This is a genomic window from Chitinophaga oryziterrae, from assembly GCF_009758125.1.
GTDB lineage: Bacteria > Bacteroidota > Bacteroidia > Chitinophagales > Chitinophagaceae > Chitinophaga > Chitinophaga oryziterrae.
Genome location: NZ_WRXO01000004.1, coordinates 550,398 through 569,604, shown reverse-complemented (window position 1 = coordinate 569,604; position 19,207 = coordinate 550,398). Strand labels below are relative to the sequence as shown.

At 44.8% G+C, this 19,207-nt stretch carries 22 protein-coding genes; 14 read left to right on the top strand and 8 right to left on the bottom strand.

Features of this window, described 5'->3' with window-relative positions; genetic code table 11:
- Positions 1-31: 31 nt before the first annotated feature.
- The 5 genes from GO495_RS17195 to porG form a co-directional block, all read right to left on the bottom strand.
- Complete coding sequence (locus GO495_RS17195; protein ID WP_157300949.1) at positions 32-511, bottom strand: DUF6265 family protein; 480 nt, start codon at positions 509-511, stop codon at positions 32-34.
- Positions 483-2,396 carry a menaquinone biosynthesis decarboxylase gene (locus tag GO495_RS17190; protein ID WP_157300948.1) on the bottom strand — a complete coding sequence of 638 codons (1,914 nt, stop codon included), beginning with the start codon at positions 2,394-2,396 and terminating at the stop codon, positions 483-485. The genes GO495_RS17195 and GO495_RS17190 overlap by 29 nt, the downstream gene beginning before the upstream one ends.
- Positions 2,397-2,497: 101 nt before the next feature.
- Entirely contained in the window at positions 2,498-2,839 is a 342-nt protein-coding gene (locus GO495_RS17185) for a hypothetical protein (RefSeq protein WP_157300947.1), read from the bottom strand.
- A 56-nt stretch (positions 2,840-2,895) separates the two neighbouring features.
- Entirely contained in the window at positions 2,896-3,156 is a 261-nt protein-coding gene (locus GO495_RS17180; RefSeq protein WP_157300946.1) for a hypothetical protein, read from the bottom strand.
- A 208-nt stretch (positions 3,157-3,364) separates the two neighbouring features.
- Positions 3,365-4,255 carry a type IX secretion system protein PorG gene (gene porG / locus GO495_RS17175; protein WP_157300945.1) on the bottom strand — a complete coding sequence of 297 codons (891 nt, stop codon included), beginning with the start codon at positions 4,253-4,255 and terminating at the stop codon, positions 3,365-3,367.
- Positions 4,256-4,585: 330 nt separating this feature from the next.
- Here porG and GO495_RS17170 point away from each other — a divergent pair, with 330 nt between their 5' ends.
- From GO495_RS17170 to GO495_RS17150, 5 genes are read left to right on the top strand one after another with little or no spacing between them, the layout of a single operon-like run.
- Complete coding sequence (locus tag GO495_RS17170) at positions 4,586-5,515, top strand: helix-turn-helix transcriptional regulator (protein ID WP_157300944.1); 930 nt, start codon at positions 4,586-4,588, stop codon at positions 5,513-5,515.
- Between the two features lie 25 nt (positions 5,516-5,540).
- On the top strand, positions 5,541-6,653 hold the full coding sequence (locus tag GO495_RS17165; protein WP_157300943.1) for an AI-2E family transporter: 1,113 nt from the start codon (positions 5,541-5,543) through the stop codon (positions 6,651-6,653).
- Entirely contained in the window at positions 6,637-7,215 is a 579-nt protein-coding gene (locus tag GO495_RS17160; RefSeq protein ID WP_157300942.1) for a GNAT family N-acetyltransferase, read from the top strand. The genes GO495_RS17165 and GO495_RS17160 overlap by 17 nt, the downstream gene beginning before the upstream one ends.
- Positions 7,216-7,227: 12 nt before the next feature.
- A complete protein-coding gene (locus tag GO495_RS17155; protein ID WP_157300941.1) occupies positions 7,228-7,719 on the top strand; it encodes a GNAT family N-acetyltransferase in 492 nt (163 codons plus the stop codon).
- 3 nt (positions 7,720-7,722) lie between these two features.
- Positions 7,723-8,136, top strand: a complete 414-nt coding sequence (locus GO495_RS17150; protein WP_157300940.1) for an EamA family transporter — start codon at positions 7,723-7,725, stop codon at positions 8,134-8,136.
- On the opposite strand, the gene GO495_RS17145 is transcribed toward GO495_RS17150, so the two are convergent.
- On the bottom strand, positions 8,105-8,770 hold the full coding sequence (locus GO495_RS17145) for a helix-turn-helix transcriptional regulator (protein WP_157300939.1): 666 nt from the start codon (positions 8,768-8,770) through the stop codon (positions 8,105-8,107). The two genes, GO495_RS17150 and GO495_RS17145, sit on opposite strands and share 32 nt — an antisense overlap.
- Before the next feature lie 78 nt (positions 8,771-8,848).
- Between GO495_RS17145 and GO495_RS17140 the strand changes: the two genes are divergently transcribed.
- The 9 genes from GO495_RS17140 to GO495_RS17100 all read left to right on the top strand — a co-directional run bounded on the left by GO495_RS17140 (position 8,849) and on the right by GO495_RS17100 (position 17,381).
- A complete protein-coding gene (locus tag GO495_RS17140) occupies positions 8,849-9,409 on the top strand; it encodes an NADPH-dependent FMN reductase (RefSeq protein ID WP_157300938.1) in 561 nt (186 codons plus the stop codon).
- A gap of 18 nt (positions 9,410-9,427) precedes the next feature.
- Positions 9,428-9,757 (top strand): HesB/IscA family protein, encoded by a 330-nt coding sequence (locus tag GO495_RS17135; protein WP_089787123.1) that lies wholly within the window; start codon positions 9,428-9,430, stop codon positions 9,755-9,757.
- A gap of 22 nt (positions 9,758-9,779) precedes the next feature.
- Positions 9,780-11,225, top strand: coding sequence for a Fe-S cluster assembly protein SufB (gene sufB, locus GO495_RS17130; protein WP_157300937.1), 1,446 nt, complete (start codon positions 9,780-9,782; stop codon positions 11,223-11,225).
- Between the two features lie 45 nt (positions 11,226-11,270).
- Positions 11,271-12,035: a Fe-S cluster assembly ATPase SufC gene (gene sufC / locus GO495_RS17125; RefSeq protein ID WP_157300936.1), complete on the top strand. Its 765-nt coding sequence runs from the start codon at positions 11,271-11,273 to the stop codon at positions 12,033-12,035.
- A gap of 14 nt (positions 12,036-12,049) precedes the next feature.
- Positions 12,050-13,372: a Fe-S cluster assembly protein SufD gene (gene sufD / locus GO495_RS17120; RefSeq protein WP_157300935.1), complete on the top strand. Its 1,323-nt coding sequence runs from the start codon at positions 12,050-12,052 to the stop codon at positions 13,370-13,372.
- An 89-nt stretch (positions 13,373-13,461) separates the two neighbouring features.
- Positions 13,462-14,709 (top strand): aminotransferase class V-fold PLP-dependent enzyme, encoded by a 1,248-nt coding sequence (locus tag GO495_RS17115; RefSeq protein WP_157300934.1) that lies wholly within the window; start codon positions 13,462-13,464, stop codon positions 14,707-14,709.
- Positions 14,710-14,716: 7 nt separating this feature from the next.
- Positions 14,717-15,163 (top strand): SufE family protein, encoded by a 447-nt coding sequence (locus tag GO495_RS17110; RefSeq protein ID WP_157300933.1) that lies wholly within the window; start codon positions 14,717-14,719, stop codon positions 15,161-15,163.
- Positions 15,160-15,465, top strand: a complete 306-nt coding sequence (locus tag GO495_RS17105; protein ID WP_157300932.1) for an iron-sulfur cluster assembly protein — start codon at positions 15,160-15,162, stop codon at positions 15,463-15,465. Before GO495_RS17110 ends, GO495_RS17105 begins: the two co-directional genes overlap by 4 nt.
- Before the next feature lie 344 nt (positions 15,466-15,809).
- Positions 15,810-17,381: a hybrid sensor histidine kinase/response regulator gene (locus GO495_RS17100; protein ID WP_157300931.1), complete on the top strand. Its 1,572-nt coding sequence runs from the start codon at positions 15,810-15,812 to the stop codon at positions 17,379-17,381.
- Here GO495_RS17100 and GO495_RS17095 read toward each other — a convergent pair whose 3' ends face one another.
- Together GO495_RS17095 and GO495_RS17090 are read right to left on the bottom strand one after the other, a co-directional pair.
- Positions 17,382-17,948, bottom strand: coding sequence for a chemotaxis protein CheB (locus tag GO495_RS17095; RefSeq protein WP_157300930.1), 567 nt, complete (start codon positions 17,946-17,948; stop codon positions 17,382-17,384).
- The gene (locus GO495_RS17090; protein ID WP_157300929.1) at positions 17,945-18,775 is read right to left on the bottom strand and encodes a CheR family methyltransferase; all 831 of its coding nucleotides are present in this window, start codon (positions 18,773-18,775) and stop codon (positions 17,945-17,947) included. The genes GO495_RS17095 and GO495_RS17090 overlap by 4 nt, the downstream gene beginning before the upstream one ends.
- Positions 18,776-19,207: the final 432 nt, after the last annotated feature.

The window sequence follows — 19,207 nt, the reverse complement described above, 5'->3', positions numbered from 1 at the left end:
ATTAAAAAGGCCCCTTACGGAGCCAATTTACTTATTCTCTGATATACTGTAAGATAATCTCACTAAACGTTTTTTCCTGTTTCCCCTCAAAATGTGCATCCATATGCCGGTCGTCTTTCCACCGGTAAGTGATCTTCTGCGGATAAGGACTATCCAGGTTCTCTGCCACAAATCCCACCGTTTTCAATACGCGTATCTTAAACCGCAAAGGTTGTCCTGTCTGAGGATCTTTCACAGCCGCGATCGTATAAAAGAGACCTTCCGGTGTGCGTAACAGTTTCATTTCATCCTGCTTCACACTGTCCTTCTCTGCAATACGCCAGCTGGTACCCTGCCACACATCATCATTTACCTTCACCCAGTTCTCCCTGAAGGTACTATGTTTGGCCCGCATCAGCCACTTGCCCTCCATACGGTCCAGGAAATGAAAATCGGCATTGGTTACCTGCGCCTGAGCGTGCAGGCATATTATCAGCAGCAGACTACTGCTGAACAATAGCTTCCTCACCATACATCTGTTGTTTATATTTATGTGAAGGGGAAGCGATAAAAGGTCCGATGTTGAGTGATGCCCATTTTTCATCTACCTTTTGGATAGTAGCATTATCAGCTACAATGATATTGGGCCAGTCGCGTTCGAAATTGTCCAGTAAGCGGGTCTTCTGTGTACCATCCAGACCAATACCCGCCGTCGTCTTACCAGGATTACCCGGCACCACAAAATTATCGCGGCGGGGGTCCAGGTTATTACAAAAACGCCATAAAGCAGAAGCCAGGTCGCTTACATCTACGGTATGTTCTACATAGAGGACCATCTTGACCCCTGCCATTTCCGGCAGGCTATATAACTGTTCGTTCAGTTCCTTGATATGGAAAGGACGGCTCTTTTCTACGGCAATTAAAATACAGGGAATATCCTCTTTCAATAAGGAATCATTGATCCCTTTGATTTCACCGAAGCGCTGCATGATCTCTGCGACATTGATTTCCCTGGCAGTTGTGATCATTTCAACATTCCCTTCAATCTCTTCTTCGTATTTACGGGTACCATCAATACACATCTTACCGCCAAACCCCATTTTAGAACAGGAATGGTCCAGTACGTCCATAGGTCCCTGGCTAAAGTAAATATCCGTAGCCGGGTTCAGGTGACGGAACATGTATTGTGCTAACTGTTTGTAGTCATGAATATTGGCGCCTTCATCTGTCACCGCCAGGATCTTGTTGAACATCATTTGTCCGGCCCCCCACATCGCATTCATCACCTTCTGGGCCTGACCAGCATAATCCTTTTTGATCTGTGCGATCACCAGGTTATGGAACACCCCTTCTACCGGCATTTCCATATCGATGATTTCAGGCACCAGCGTCATTTTGATAGGCGCCAGGAAAATCCTTTCCGTGGCCTTCCCTATCCAGGCATCTTCCTGTGGCGGGATCCCAACTATAGTAGACGGGTAAACAGCATCTTTACGGTGAGTGATAGCAGTGACATGGAAACGTGGGTACCAGTCGGCCAGAGAATAATACCCTGTATGATCTCCGAAAGGTCCTTCCCATATCAGCTCTTCATCCGGTTCCACATATCCTTCTATCACGAAATCTGCATCAGCAGGTACTTCCAGTTCGGGCTGGGAAATACATTTTACCAGCTCTACTTTCTGTTTGCGCAGGAAACCTGCCAGCATGTACTCATCTACGTTTTCAGGTAAAGGAGCGGTAGCGGAATAGGTATATACAGGGTCGCCGCCTAAGATAACGGCTACCGGCATACGCTTCTTCAGCTTTTTATATTCCATGAAATGTTTCGCTGATACTTTATGTTTATGCCAGTGCATGCCGGTCATCTTATTATCAAACACCTGCATGCGGTACATCCCTACGTTGCGGGTACCGGTATGCGGATCTTTGGTATGAATAACAGGTAAAGTGATGAACGGGCCACCATCTTTAGGCCAGCAGGTAAGAACAGGTAATTTGCTGAGGTCGGGGTCTGTCATGATAACTTCCTGGCAGCTCCCTTTGCCGCTCACTACTTTAGGCATCCAGGAGGCAAACTGACCCAGTTTAGGTAACATGGAGAGTTTATCCAGTATGCCTTCCTTTGGTTTAGACAGCATTTTAAAGAGATCTTCTATCTCGTGGGCTACATCATCCAGTTCTTTTACGCCCAATGCCAGGCACATACGTTTGTAGCTGCCCATTGAGTTGATTAATACCGGGAAATCGTAACCTGTATTTTCAAAAAGCAATGCTTTGCCACCATGGGGTGATTTGCTCACCCTGTCTGTAATCTCAGCTATTTCCAGCTTAGGATCCACATAGGTCTTGATCCTTACCAGTTCTCCTGCCTTTTCGAGTGTATCTATGAATTGTTTCAGATGTTTATATGCCATAGCCCAGTTACTAAAAACGAATGACGAATTACGATCAGGCGCAAAGATACGCACAATCGTAATTCGTCATTCGTAATTTGTAACAGAAAAACCAATTAAACTTAGAAACCAACTACTATCGGGCCGGTTGCAATTACCACCCGGGGACCACGTGGGTAATATACTCTTGGTGGCGGGGGTGGCGGAGGGCAGGGTTCTTCATAATAAACCACTCTTGGCTCCGGACGGCAGACATAACCACCGCCGTAATAACCGGCATATCTTGGAGCAGGACGGCAATCATCCCTACGGTATTCTCTTTCGTAACCACGGCCACCATGGCCGTATCCGTGTCCGCGTCCTCTGCCACCCCAGTCGCCTCTGTCAAAATCTCTTCTACCCTGTGCCTGAGTGCTAAGTATAGCTCCGCCTATTAGCATTGTAATTAATACTATCCGTTTCATAACTGTATGTTTATGTTGTTTAGAGAAAGGTCGTTGTTGAAATTTTAAGAATGATATTAAGCATAGTAAGCAATGCTGTCCGGATATTTCACTGTATTTGCCGGCATAAAGCTATACCTCTTATAGTGATGATGACGTATTGGTCTGTGATGCCAGTGATGACGCACTACATGACGGTGTGGATGCGGAGGCACTGGTGGTAATGGCGGCCTCGGAAATCCAGGTGGTACTGGTGGTAATGGCGGATGCGGAGGCTGTGCATTTACAAACACTATACTTCCTAAGAAAAATATGCTGAGAAATAATAGCTTTTTCATGATCCAAACATTAAAATAATGAGTTGATATGTGGTGTGATCCGGATCTTATTTTTAACAGTTTTTAACAGTTAGAAACAGGCTGCTAAAGGCTTTACCGTTTCATTCCATCGTGCTGTTGTATATGTAAAGCCAATAAGTATGCCAAAAAAAATCTCCCGGTAGCAACCGGGAGAATAGCATGATATAGAACGATGAATAATATTGTTTTACATACGCGGACAATCTGAAAATTTCTGTTTTCCCCAATGTCCCCAGGGGCCTTTTGTGCCTCCAAAACGATAGCCAAGGGTGAATCCTGAAAAAATGTACCAGTCGTCATACTTCTGAGAGCCTCTTGGGAAACCATCTATAGGATAAGTTCCCTTACCACGGTAGGCATAATCTACCGATTTCTGTCCCCTGTATTGCAGCAGCGTGTTCCTGTCTACATATCCCATACTCACATCATCCAGATAATCTGAAAAAGTTCTCCTGATACCTATTTCAAAGCCCAGTACCCAGGAGTCTGTCAGCAGGAATTTAGCACCTGCACCAAAAGGAATGGCGATAGAACGCAGGTTATACTTTTTTCTATCCGGGTACATAGGCAGTCCCTGCCCTTCTGTAGTTAATGCACGCAGCTTTACCACGTTACCGTTAGCATCTCTGGCGGTAGGATAAAAACTAAAAACGGCGATCCCTCCGAATACATAAGGAGTGAATCGTTTTTCATCAATATCAAGGAAATTAAATTCACCGATCAGGCTTCCTTCTATAATAGGAGAACGGAAACTGAGGTTACGGGCTACCAGCTCCGCTCTTTTATTTGTGCTATCAGCACCGGCGATCCTGCCGTAAGTAAACCCGGCACGCAAACTAAAATAACGGTTAAAGTCCCTTTTGGCAAAAACGCCAATGGAATACCGGGTATACCTGAAGTCTACACGCTTTTCTGCAAGGTCTCCACTGTAATTACTAGCTCCTAAAAAACCACCTACCTGCCAGTACTGCTGACTGAAACCTGCAAAAGGCGCAAAGATCAATACCAGGACTACTACCTTCTTAAATACGGTTACTGTTAAACGGTTCCTCAATGCACATAGATTTGGCACCAACATAAGGGCTGGATTAAATAATAGTGATCTGTACATGATTGATGTACATACTTTCAAGGCAGGTATAAGGGGATATCAGAACAATTGTCTTATAACGTCTAAAACTGACAAAAATTGTAGCACAGGCAATTATACGCTCTAAGAACGGGCGCAAAATAATGCTTTTCTTCTCTCCTGCAAAGCCCGATGTCATATTAATGCAGCATTTATTATCACATCAGTTGTTGGAACGTTTTTTTTCATAATATGCTTTAAAATTCTTATTTTGAGTTAGTTCTAATCAACTTAATAATGTAGACACCCTGCTGATAAATCCTCTTAAAATAACCCGCGATGAAAAACAAACCTCCGACCCAGGAGTCCATGGAACAACTTGCTGTGAAAGCACTGGGCTTTGCCGACGATCACGTAGCCGATTCTTTTGAAATGAAAGACGTATCCGAATGGCTGGGCATCTCCTATTCTTACTTTTACCACAGCTTTACGGCTGTGATGGACGAACCTTACTGGCAATACGTAAAACGTCATCGCCTCGAATTAGCTGCCGGATTGCTAAGACACAGCGGCTATAATATCAGCGATATCGGAGAACGTTCCGGTTATGCTACGGTAGCTGCCTTTACCAAAGCCTTTACGCAATACTTTAATAAGAGTCCGCGTAGTTTCCGTAAGATAGATACCCTGCCCAAAGAAAAACGTACCCTGGAACTGGTAGACGCCATTGTTCAATCCTTCGATAAGAAAGGAAACCTGATTGCCCCCTATTTTTGCTTCGACAGAACAGAACCCGAAGTGCTGCCGGAAGGTATGTTGTTCTATACCCTGCTTTCTCACAAACAGGACCCCGTAGTACAGATGATCATGAAAATGAACCGGGAAGAACAACGGATGCGGAAAATATTATCCGGTCTGGAACTCCCCCATGCAAGAGTGATCACCAGTACCCTCGACGCTGTACCCGTTACAGAATATGAGAAAATGAGCATGTATGCCGGTATACTCGTCCCCGCCAAGGATGTAACCGCACAACTGCTGCATACTACAGCAGCCGAAGGACTGATGGCCAAAAGAATGCCCGGAGGGCATTACCTCCGCCTGCCCTTGCCCATGGATTTTGCAACAGCCGGTATCCCTATGTACGAGTTTATCAACCGGTATGTAAGGGAAGGCGTGTTCAAAATGAGTGGTAATCATTTCTTCATATCACTGCTGGCGCCTAATGCCTGCGAGATATATATTCCATATTTGAAGCAACTATTATAATATATTTGGGTAAAATACACTGTCCATGAATGAAGTGAAGTTACCCTTCAACGCACGGTTGGCTTTTACCCTGATATCCATCTTACTTATTATATACATACTAAGGCTTGGGCATGAACTGATCATACCTCTGATCTTTGCCTTCCTGGTATCTATTACGCTGCTTCCCGTGGCTAACCACCTTGAAAAATGGCGGTTTTCACGGGGAGCAGCTGCTCTTACCGTTATCCTGCTCTTTCTGGTTATCCTCGCAGGCATTACCATGCTGCTGATTTCACAAATGGGTTCTTTTGTGGACGACTTCCCCCACTTACAGGCACAGCTGCTGAAATCCCTGAACGGCCTACAGGGATGGATAAACGTTCATTTCCATATCAATTCACATAAACAGATGGACTACCTGGAACAGGCAGCCATGGGCACCCTCGGTTCTGCTACCAGCTTCCTGAGTACCACGGTATTATCTGTCTCCTCCCTCTTTATCTTCTTCATTTTCGTCATGTTATACACGTTTTTCCTGCTCCTGTACCGGCGGTTGCTCGTCACCTTCCTGATACGGGTGTTCAAGGATGAACACCGGGAGATACTCGAAGACGTTATTATCCAGACACGTTCTATCATTAAAGGGTATTTAACAGGACTCATGATTGAAATGACCGTAGTAGCTATTGTGAACTGCACTATCTTCTGGATACTGGGTATTAAATACGCTACACTGCTGGGTATTATGGCGGCTATCTTCAATATCATCCCTTACGTAGGGATCTTCGTCGCTACCATCCTGTGTATGCTGGTGACCCTGACCAATAGTTCCGTACCCATTACTATTCAGGTAGGGCTTTGCCTGTTATTGGTGCATTTTACCGACAGCAATATCCTGCTGCCCCGTATTGTGGGTTCCAAGGTGAAAATCAATGCGTTGGTAACTATCCTGGGCGTAGTGGCCGGTAACCTCATATGGGGCATTCCGGGTATGTTCCTGGCAATCCCCATTATTGCCATCCTTAAAATCGTTTTTGAACATATAGAATATATGCACCCATGGGCCCTTTTACTGGGTGATGTGACGCTTAAAAAGAAAAAAAACGAAGTAACCGAAGTAACCAAAGACCCCGAACCCGATGTCGCTAGCGAATAATTCAATTACGGAAGTACCCGTACTTACCACAGAGAATCTGATACTGCGTGCCATAGACGAAAAAGACCTGGCAGGCTTGTTCGCTATTTTTTCCAGCGAGCCTGTGATGAAATTTATGGATGTGGAACGTTTTACCAATATTTCCGAGGCTGCTCAGATGGTTACTTTCTTCCGGGAAAAACTAAGTATCGGTGAGGGGATTCGCTGGGCTATCTGCCTGAAAGACAATGATCAACTGATAGGTACCTGTGGTTTTCATCATATCAGTCCAACGCACTATAAATGCGAGATCGGGTATGATCTGCTGCCTGCTTTTTGGGGAAAGGGAATTATGACCAATGCGCTCCATGCCATATTGCAATTCGGGTTTGAACAGATGAATTTCAACAGGATTGAGGCCATTGTAGATCCTGTTAATACAAGGTCTTATGCATTATTGGACAGACTTGGTTTTCAACGGGAAGGATTACACAGACAATCATTTTTCGAGAAGGGCAGGTTTGTAGACGTATACATTTACAGCATGTTACAGGGGGATTATAAAAATGAACTTCATTTTTAATATTTTTGTCCCATGCTATTTAGGAATGCCTCTACAGAAGATCTAAAGGAAATAGTTGAGATCTATAATACTACCATTGCAGGAAGAATGGTAACTGCTGATACTGAACCAGTTACAGTAGATAGCCGGATAAAATGGTTTAATGAACATTCCCCGGAAAAACGCCCCTTATGGATGGTGGAAGAGAACGGTATTTGTGTCGGATGGGTCAGCTTCCAGTCATTTTATGGGCGCCCGGCTTACAATGGAACTGCAGAAATAAGCATCTATCTACATGAAAATCAGCGTGGTAAGGGTCAGGGAAAAGCTATTTTAGAATACGCGATGACACAATGTCCCTCCCTTGAAATACATACTTTACTGGGATTCATCTTTTCGCATAACCTTCCCAGCATCCGGTTGTTTGAGAAACTGGGATTTAAAGAATGGGCACATCTGCCCAATATTGCCGTACTCGATAATGTAGAAAGGAGTTTAAGTATCCTTGGTAAAAGAATTTATTGATCTATGTGGGTGATTTACGCTTTGCTCTCTGCTATTTTTGCTTCGCTGACAGCCATTTTTGCTAAAATAGGTGTGGCGGATATTAATTCGGACCTGGCAACTGCCATCCGGACTATCATCATTGTGATAATGGCCTGGGGTATTGTGCTGTTCCGGGGAGAAAGCAAGGGATTACAGCATATATCAAAACATGGACTGCTTTTCCTGGTATTGTCGGGACTGGCAACAGGGGCATCCTGGATATTTTACTTTAAAGCATTACAGATCGGGAAAGTATCCCAGGTAGCTCCTGTGGATAAACTGAGTGTGGCATTGACTATCGTGCTGTCAATTGTATTTTTACATGAAGCACTGACCATCAAAACTGCCATTGGGGCGGCGTTGATTATGGGAGGTACGCTGGTACTGATTTTATAAGGGCTATTTTATATACACATCTGCGATCTCCGGCAATAATGTGGTTGGTACGGATAACTTCCACTTCATCTCCTAATATAGATGCAAAGGTATTAAGCTCTGATTTACAGATATTTGCACATTTTGAAGCTGCATTACAAATGGGACAGTGATTCTCTACAAAGATAAAACCCTCATCTTCTGCATGCCATTCGGCCAGGTATCCTTCGGAGGTACGTATGGCAGCGAACTGTTCCAGCTTTTCGGCCAGATCGGTGATGCCCTGAAGGGCAAGGGTATATTTTTCCTGTTGCAGACGTTCGCGGGCAGCCACTACTTTTTCAAGCGCTGCATCGCCCAGCTCTTTACGGATGGTTTCTATGAGTTGCAGGGTAAATTCTCCATGCGTATCAGGGAAATGAGCATGCCCCTGGGGGGTAAGATTCCAGATTTGTACGGGACGGCCTACTCCTTTTGTAGTGGTAGCCGACATCACAAGGCCCTCTTCTGCCAGCTTTAATAGCTGCAGCCGAGCGCCTTCTCCTGTTATTTGTAAAGCGGCAGCGAGCATTGCGGCCGATTGTGGCCCTTTCGTCTTCAGTAACTGCAGGAACCGGTCTGCCGTCGCTTTGGTGATGGGTCTATAATTTTCCAAGTTATTACTTGTTTTATTATCAAATGTCGTAATTTTGTAGGAGTAAAAAAAATTTGTTGCTACATCAACATAGATAGAATGAATGTATTGATCTTCAACGGCACGATGGACAGCAGCCCCTATACTACGGCGAATAAACTGACAAGTTACTTTGAAGAGCAATTCCGTCAGAAAGGCTTTAATACAGAGGTGTTCAGTCCGGCAGGTGGCCATATTCCATTTTTTGAATACCCTAAAGGAGAAGTGCCTGCTCCCGTACAGGCGATGTGCGACGCTTTCCTGAAAGCAGATGTGCATGTGTGGTTAACGCCACTTTATCACGGGAGCATGACCGGGGTGATGAAAAACACCCTGGACTGGCTGGAAATGACCAGCAAGCTCAGTCATCCTTATTTAACAGGAAAGGTTGTAGCTTTGGTCTGCTGGGGAGATGGTTCACAGGCTATGCAGGGCATTAATGCGATGGATTCGGTAGCGAAGGCATTAAGGGCATGGGTACTGCCATTTTCCGTACCTATTATGAAAGAACACCTGTACGATGCCGAAACGAATGATTTTACAGTATCCTATAAACATAAGTTCGATATGGTGATCTCCCTGCTGGGGGATGCCAGGATGGTAAGAACGGTTCAACATTAATTATAATAAGGAAGCAATATGATAACAGTATCAGAAAAAGCAGGCGAATATATCAAGGCGCTCATGATCAAAGAAAATCATGCCCCTGATACCTTTGTACGCGTAGGCGTAAAAGGCGGCGGTTGCTCCGGACTGGAATACGTGATGAAATTTGAAAGCACTGATCATCAGGAAGGAGACCAGACATTTGAAGACAGAGGCGTAAAGATAGTGGTGCAGATGAAAAGCCTTTTGTACCTGTACGGTACAGAACTCGACTACTCCGACGGACTGAATGGCAAGGGCCTGTATTTCAACAACCCAAACGCTACCCGTACGTGTAGCTGTGGAGAAAGTTTTGCGGTGTAGCATTAATTAACTAATTCGGAAAATGAGAAATAGCAACGAAATAATAGATGATATAGCCAACAAGGAATACGAGTTCGGCTTTACTACTGACATTGAGATGGATATCGCTCCTGTTGGCCTCAATGAGGACACCATTCGCTTTATCTCTGCTAAAAAGCAGGAACCGGAATGGTTGCTGGAATGGCGACTAAAAGGTTTTGCTGCTTTCAAGAAAATGAAGTTCCCTAACTGGCAGCACTTTCAAATGCCGGAACTGGACCTTCAGAAATTGTCTTACTATGCAGCGCCTAAAGAGAAGAAAAAGCTGAACAGCCTGGATGAAGTAGATCCTGAACTGCTGGCTACCTTCGATAAACTGGGTATCTCACTGAAAGAACAGAAAGTACTGGCTGGCGTGGCCGTAGACGTCGTATTCGACAGCGTATCCGTAGCTACCACCTACCGCGCCAAACTGGAAGAACTGGGCATCATCTTCTGCTCTTTCGGAGAAGCTGTTAAACATCACCCTGAACTGGTAAAGAAATACCTGGGCACCGTGGTTCCTCATTCCGATAATATCTTCGCTGCACTGAACGCCGCCGTATTCTCCGACGGTTCTTTCGTATATATTCCAAAAGGAGTGCGCAGCCCAATGGAGCTGAGTACCTATTTCCGTATCAACGCAGAAAACACCGGTCAGTTTGAACGTACCCTCATCATCGCTGATGAAAGCGCCTACGTAAGCTACCTGGAAGGTTGTACCGCTCCTAAACGCGATGAGAACCAGCTGCATGCCGCAGTAGTGGAACTGGTTGCGCTGGATCACGGAGAAATCAAATACTCTACTGTACAGAACTGGTATCCCGGAGATAAAGACGGTAACGGCGGTATCTTCAACTTCGTTACCAAACGCGGTATCTGCAAAGGTAACGGTAGCAAAATATCCTGGACACAGGTGGAAACCGGATCTGCCATCACCTGGAAATATCCCAGTGTGATCCTCCAGGGTGATAACTCTGAGGGTGAATTCTACTCTGTTGCAGTGACCCGTAACAAACAGATCGCAGACACCGGTACCAAAATATACCACCTGGGCAAAAATACCCGCAGCCGTATCATATCCAAAGGTATCTCTGCTGGTCATAGCGATAATACCTATCGCGGCCTGGTACAGGTAGGACCACGTGCTGCCAATGCACGTAACTATACGCAATGCGATTCCCTGCTAATAGGTGACCGTTGTGGCGCTCATACCTTCCCTTATATAGAATCAAGGAACAGTACTGCTACCGTTGAACACGAGGCTACTACTTCCAAGATCGGGGAAGACCAGATATTTTACCTGAATCAACGTGGTATAGAAACAGAAAAAGCAGTAGCCCTTATCGTAAATGGCTACGCAAAAGAAGTGCTGAACCAGCTCCCGATGGAGTTTGCCGTAGAAGCGCAGAAACTGCTGTCTATCACACTGGAAGGTAGTGTAGGGTAATATATCAACAACATTTATACAAGAAAAACAACAGAGAAATATATCATGCTGACGATTAAAAATCTGCACGCAGAAGTAGACGGTAAAAAAATACTGAAAGGCATTAACCTGGAAATCAAAAGAGGTGAGATGCACGCTATCATGGGACCTAACGGTTCCGGCAAAAGCTCACTGTCTTCTGTACTGGCTGGTCGTGAAAATTATACGGTTACTGAAGGTGAAGTAATCTTTGAAGGTAAGAACCTCCTGGATCTCTCTCCTGAAAACCGTGCCCGCGAAGGTATCTTCCTGGCATTCCAATACCCGGTAGAAATACCAGGTGTATCTAACCTGAATTTTCTGAAGACTGCCTTAAATGAAATCCGGACCTACCACGGCCTGGCTCCTATCGAAGCAAAGGAATTCCTGAAACTGACAAAGGAAAAACAGCAACTGGTAGACTTTAATGCCAATCTGATGAACCGTTCTCTGAACGAAGGTTTTTCCGGTGGTGAAAAGAAACGTAACGAAGTTTTTCAACTGGCCATGCTGGACCCAAAACTGGCTATCCTGGATGAAACGGATTCCGGTCTGGATATCGATGCCCTCCGCATCGTTGCTGCTGGTGTAAACAAACTGCGTAGTGTAGACAAGGCTTTCATGGTTATTACCCACTATCAGCGTCTGCTGGACTATATCGTTCCTGACTTTGTACATGTGTTGTATGATGGCCGTATCGTAAAAACCGGTAACAAAGAACTTGCTTTGGAACTGGAAGAAAAAGGCTACGACTGGCTGAAAGAAGAGGTACACCAGAAAGAATCCGTTTAACATTTAACCAGAACATGACCAGCGACAAATCATTTTTCGACTTTATATCAAACGGGCTGCCGGGGCCGGAGCTGAGGAAAGACGCGGATAACGCGATCCTTCCTGCACGCCAGCTGGCTTTCAGCCGGTTCAGGGCATTGGGTCTGCCTTCTGTGAAAACAGAAGAATGGCGCTATACCAATATACAACGCTTTCTGAAGGACTCTTTTTCCTTAGCGCAGGAAGAAGGTACTATCACCGCTGAACAACTGAAAACGGTGAATACCAGGGTCCCTCAACTGGACAGCTACACAGCTGTACTGGTGAACGGACGCCTGCAAACGGCATTATCCAAACTACCCGCTGAAGGAAAGGTCTCCATCTCTACACTCAGCGGTGCAGCTAACAATACTCAATTACAGTTATGGTTCGATAAACACCCGCACCTGCAACAACAGCCCTTTGCTGCGTTGAATGCGGCCCTGTTTGCAGACGGTCTCTTTATCGAAGCTGGTGTGAATGCCAGTCTGGATAAACCCCTGCACATCCTCCATATCTACACTACCGCAGAAAATGCCTTCATACAGCCCCGCCATCTGCTGGTGCTGCATAAAGGCGCCACACTGGAGATTGTAGAATCTTCCGTAGGCCTGAATGAAACAGCGATCGCTTTTGTAAACAGTGTTACTGAAATAATACTGGAAGAAAACGCAGAGCTGTGGCATTACAACCTGCAGAGCAGTGAAAAGAACAGCCGTCATATTTATCATACTTCTACCGTGCAGAAGGCAGATAGCCGTTACCATCACTTCAACTTCACCCTGCCGTCCGCAGAGCTTACACGCAATAACCTGAGTGTAGCCCTCACCGGCAGCAATACAGAAACAAACCTGCATGGCCTTTACCTCGCTACTGATCAGCAGCATGTAGATAACCATACATTCGTTGATCACCTGGTGCCTAACTGTAACAGTAATGAACTGTACAAAGGCGTGTTACTGGACAACTCCAATGGTGTTTTCACCGGTAAGATCCATGTACACCAGGATGCACAGAAAACCAACGCTTTCCAGCAGAACAATAACCTGCTGATGAGCGAAAAGGCAAGCATCAACTCACAGCCGCAGTTAGAAATATATGCGGATGATGTGAAATGCAGCCATGGTTTCACGGTAGGCCGTTTCAGCGAAGAATCTTTGTTCTACCTGCGTTCCCGCGGTATTGGCGAAGAAGCAGCGAAAACACTGCTGGTAAACGCTTTTGCGTTTGACATTACCGACCAGGTACATATCCCGGCATTGCAGGACTTCCTTTCTGAGAAGATCCGCAAGTATGTATCTGGCGCTATCAACAATTAATTAAGTAAGAAATTACGATCTTTGTATGAGGTCATCCGGGTTCATACCTGGATGACCTCAAATGTATCAGAGAAATAATAATATTCATTATGCAACACGTACCCGACATAACTGTTCCGGCATTGGACGTAGAGAAGATCAGAAGGGATTTCCCGCTGTTACAGGAAAAGGTATACGGCTTACCGCTGGTATATCTTGACAATGCGGCTACCACGCAGAAACCACAGGTCGTTCTGGATGCCCTGGAACAATACTACACTACCATCAACAGCAACGTACACCGTGGTGTGCATCACCTTAGCCAGCGTGCTACAGATGCATATGAAGGTGCCCGTAAAATTATAGCCAGCTTTATCAATGCACAGAAACCGGAAGAAGTCATCTTTACCAAAGGCACTACCGATGGTATTAACCTGGTGGCCAACTCTTTCGGACGTAGCGTGATCAAACCGGGAGATATTGTGCTGGTATCTGCGATGGAGCATCACTCCAATATCGTTCCCTGGCAGATCATGTGTGAAGACAGAGGCGCTGAGTTACAGGTAATCCCTATGAATGAACAGGGTGAGTTACTGATGGACCAGTTTTCTGCTTTGCTGAATGACCGTGTAAAGATCATTGCTGTTACCTGGGTGTCTAACGCATTAGGTACAGTGAATCCCGTACATGAGATCATCTCCCGGGCACATGCACGTAATATCCCTGTGTTGCTGGATGCTGCGCAGGCAATACAGCATATGCCGGTAGATGTGCAGGAACTGGACGTTGACTTCCTGGTATTCTCCGGACATAAATTATACGGTCCTACCGGTATAGGCGTATTGTACGGTAAAGAAGAATGGCTGGATAAACTGCCTCCTTACCAGGGTGGCGGAGATATGATCAAGACCGTTACTTTTGCCAAAACAATTTACAACGTACTCCCGTATAAGTTTGAAGCCGGTACACCGGATATCAGTGGCGCTATTGCCCTGGGAACAGCCGTGGAATATGTGCAGAAAGCAGGTATAGAGAATATACAGCAGTGGGAAGAACAACTGATGGAATACGCTACGCAGCGTTTACAGGAAGTAGAAGGTTTACGCTTCATAGGGCAGGCGAAGAAGAAATCCGGCGCTATCTCTTTCCTGGTGGATGATATCCATCCGTACGACCTGGGAGAGCTGCTCGATAAGCAGGGTATTGCCATCCGTACAGGACATCATTGTGCGGAACCGGTGATGAGTGCGTTTTGTATTCCGGGTACCGTACGTGCCTCTTTTGCGATGTATACAACAATGGAAGATATTGATAAACTGGTAGCAGGTATTCAAAAAGCTGCTTCCATGTTAAGATAATGGGATTATGACTATCAAAGAAACACAGGACGAACTGATATCGGATTTCTCCTTCATGGAAAACTGGATGGATAAATACGAGTATATTATCCAGCTGGGAAAAGATTTACCGTTGATAGATGAAAAGTATAAAACACCGGACAACCTGATAAAAGGGTGCCAGTCGCAGGTGTGGTTACATACTGAAATGATTGATGGTAAACTGGTATTTACAGCAGATAGTGATGCAGTAATTACCAAAGGGCTGATCAGCCTGATGGTAAGTGTATTATCCAATCATACCCCGAAGGAAATTACAGAAGCAGACCTGTATTTCATTGAGGCAATAGGTCTTACCAGTCATCTGTCCCCTACCCGATCCAACGGCCTGTTAAGTATGCTGAAGCAGATGAAAATGTATGCTTTTGCTTACCAGGCTACTTCTCAATCACAAAAAAACGGCACGGAATTATGAGCGATTTAAGAGATAAAATAGAAGAAGTACTGAGGACTGTACACGATCCTGAAATCCCGGTGAATATTTACGAGTTAGGACTTGTATACGAAATCAGGATAGGTGATAATAACCGCATTGGTATTACCATGACGCTTACAGCACCGGCCTGCCCTGTAGCAGGAGATATTGTACGCGAAGTAGAAGAAAAAGTAAAGGAGTTGGAAGAAGTGTCTGATGTGGATGTAACCCTTACTTTTGATCCACCCTGGACCAAAGATATGATGAGCGAAGAAGCCAAATTGGAATTAGGCTTTTTGTGATAGAAAAGGGAACTTCTCACGGAGTTCCCTTTTCCATTAGAACACCATTTTCAAGAATGTATTTAGTCGTTTGTTTTCCATCCGCATTTATTTCTCCCTCTTTGTATAAAGGATAGGTACGCACCAGGTAAGGCGGCTGTACATAAAAAGAATCCTGCCCCTTATATCCTTTCAGGTCGGTCTTATCCAGGCTGTCTCTTTTAATCGCAATACCCTTATCATCGTTTTGTCTTTTAAAGAGTTAAGAACTCTTATCAGGGATCAACTAGTATGCCCGAAATCTTAGTACTTTCTTATCTTTAGCTTGATTTTGAGGTATCCCTGGCGCTTTATACTTGAAAAGAATGATATTAATTGTAGACGACAAGCAGGAAAATATTCTTTCGTTAAGGAAAACACTTGAATTACACGATTTTGAAGTAGACACAGCACTTTCCGGAGAGGAAGCGTTGAAGAAAATCCTGAAGAATAATTATGCATTGATCATACTGGATGTACAAATGCCCAGTATGGACGGCTTCGAAGTTGCGGAGGCGATCTCTGGCTACAGCAAAGTCAAAGATGTACCTATCCTGTTTCTCTCTGCTGCCAATAAAGATAAAAAATTCATTGCCAAAGGATATGCATCGGGCGGACTGGATTACATCACCAAACCCGTAGACCCCGATATCTTACTATTAAAAGTAAAAACATTCATCAAATTATACGAGCAGAACAGACAGCTACAGGCCATGCACGCGAATCTTCAGCAGGAAGTTGAAGTACGTAAACAGGCACAGGCCGCCCTTAATGCTAAAGTACAGGAACAGCATTCTATCCTGGAATCCCTGCCTCAGGTGGCTTTTACTGCCCGTGAAGATGGGGCTGTAGAATATGCGAACCGTTACTGGTTCCATTATTCCACATCTCTTGATAAATTCCCGGAAACATTTGACCAGGACCAGCAACCCATTTTTGTATGGGAGAATGCGGTAAAGGCCGGTCTGCCTGTAGAAAAAGAAGTCTATCTCCATCATAGAATTCATAATCATTTCCGTTGTCACCTGCTACGGGTAATACCGCTGGAAGAAGATGGCCGTATCATCAAATGGATAGGCACTTTCACAGATATTGCCCATCAGAAACAGGCGAACGAGATCCTGGAACAACGGGTAATAGAACGTACCCAGGAATTACAGGAGATGAACCAGGCACTGGAAGCCAGTAACCACGAGCTGCAACAGTTCGCCTCCGTGGCTTCTCATGACCTGAAAGAACCGCTGCGCAAGATCCAGCTTTTCGGTACCATTTTACGCGACCGCCACCTGGGCTCCAATCCGGATGCATTAGGGTATATGGAGCGTATTGTAAGCTCTTCTGCAAGAATGACTAAGCTGATCAATGATCTGCTGCGCTATTCACGTCTTTCTGCAGGAGATAATTTTGAACTGGTGGACGTGAATGCGACCATCGATGAAATACTGAATGATCTTGAATTGTCTGTACAGGATGCCAACGCGGAGATTACAGTGCAGGCCATGCCGGCATTACAGGCCATTCCAGGGCAACTTAGACAGGCATTCCAGAATATTATCAGCAATGCATTAAAGTTTACCCGTAAAGGTGTGAAACCCAGTATTCAGGTGAAGGGAGAAAGAGTGGCACATAAGGAATTTGAGAGTGAGATTGCGGCGGAAGGACCCTACTGCCGGATTACCATCACGGATAACGGGATTGGATTTAACGAAATGTATCTGCCAAAGATATTCAACCTGTTCCAGCGTTTACATGCCAGTGAAGCTTATGAGGGAACGGGCATTGGCTTGGCGATTGCAAAGAAAGTGGTGGAAAAACATCAGGGGATTATCAGTGCACAGAGTAAGGAGAACGAAGGCGCCACTTTTATCATGGTGTTACCAATAGAGCAACCACAGTAGTTATTTCAGTGATTTTACGAATGTTATCATTTCCTGTATCGTCAGTACCCTGTCAACAATAGTGCTGTTCAGGGCATGCCTTGGCATAAAAGATACCTCTGCCTCCTCAGGGTCCTGCACCGCAGTAAAAGCCCCCAGTTCCCGCGCAGTTGCGAGTCCGTCGGCACCATCCGTATTAGCCCCGGAAAGCAGGATACAATATAAGCGGTCACCAAATACTTCTGCCGCAGATGTAAATGTTACATCAATACTCGGCCTGCTGTAATTTACTTTTTCAGAATCATCCAGGGTAAGAGAGTAATCGGGTTCTATCAGCAGGTGATAGTCCGAAGGTGTTATATAGATTACGCCGGGCATCAGCACATCCTTCTCCTCGGCTTCTTTTACCGGTAATTTTGTTCTGGTGGCCAGCAATTCTGTTAACAGGGAATCACTGTCGCTCTTCCTGTGAATTACGATAATCATCGATAAAGGCCAGTTAGTATCGAGTACTGGCAATAGCTGTAGCAATACTTCCAGGCTACCGGCAGATCCTCCGATAACGAGGAGTTTAGGAAGCGATGTCATATTGATATTTTTCTCCAGATTTTTTCTTTTTGAGATACAGGCTTAAATAACGGAGCTACAGTTGTAAAACGTAATGTTTCCTTTGCTCCAAGTGCCAGGAAACCCAGTTGTTCCAGGCTGTCACTGAACAGGTGTAACACTTTATCCTGTAAATCTTTATTGAAGTAAATTAAGGTATTGCGACAGACAATCAGCTGAAACTCATTGAATGAACGGTCTGTTACCAGGTTGTGTGCCGCAAAAATGATCTTGTTGCTCAGCTTCTCGGAGAACTTGGCATACTCATAATTGGCGGAGTAATATGCTGAGAAATCCCGCTGACCGCCCGACTGCTGGTAGTTCTGGGAATATTGCTGCATATGGGCCAGGGAAAAGATACCTTTCCTGGCTTTCTCCAGCACGGTTTCATTGATATCAGTAGCGTAGATCACTGCTTTATGCAGCAGGTTCATTTCCTCCAGTAAAATCGCCATGGAATATACCTCCTCTCCTGTTGAACATCCGGCATGCCAGATGCGGATAAAAGGATAAGTAGCCAATACCGGCAATACGCTTTTGCGTAAGGTCAGGAAAAAACCAGGATCGCGGAACATTTCGGTCACATTCACCGTTATCTGCTCCATGAGATAGGTAAGATAAACGGGGTCTGACTTCACTTTATACCGGAATTCGGCAAAACTGGGGAAGCGGTCGGTAGCATATACCCTTTGTAAACGGCGTTTAACCGAGGCAAACGAATAATCGGTAAAATCGTACCCGTATTGTTCTAACAGATCGTTCAGCAGTACTGCAATTTCTTCATCTTTTATGTGGTGTACACTTTCCATCGTTCTTATAACAGCATGCTGCAATTATTCAGCCTGATTTACAAGCTTGTAATTTCGCAAAGTTTTTCGTGATTAACTATAAGCATTTTATGACATAAGCATACACCCATTACAGAGTAGTGACTCAGTTTGATTACATAATCTTTGCGCCAGGTGTTGTTGATCAATAAATACACCTTATCTGACCTGAATATTAGGTGAAGTTAAATTGAAAAACAAATCCTGAACCCATATTCCAAAGCTAAATCAGTGAACTAAACAGTCAGATGCCGTGTATTTATGATCAACAACATCTGCCAATCTACGCTGTCATAAATAATATTCAAACTGAGTCACTACCCATTGCAGTAATATTTCCACAAAAGCAGCTGTTTGATCTTCAAATTGACGTTACTCCCCGGATCAAATTTGTTCCGGGGTATTTTTTTATTA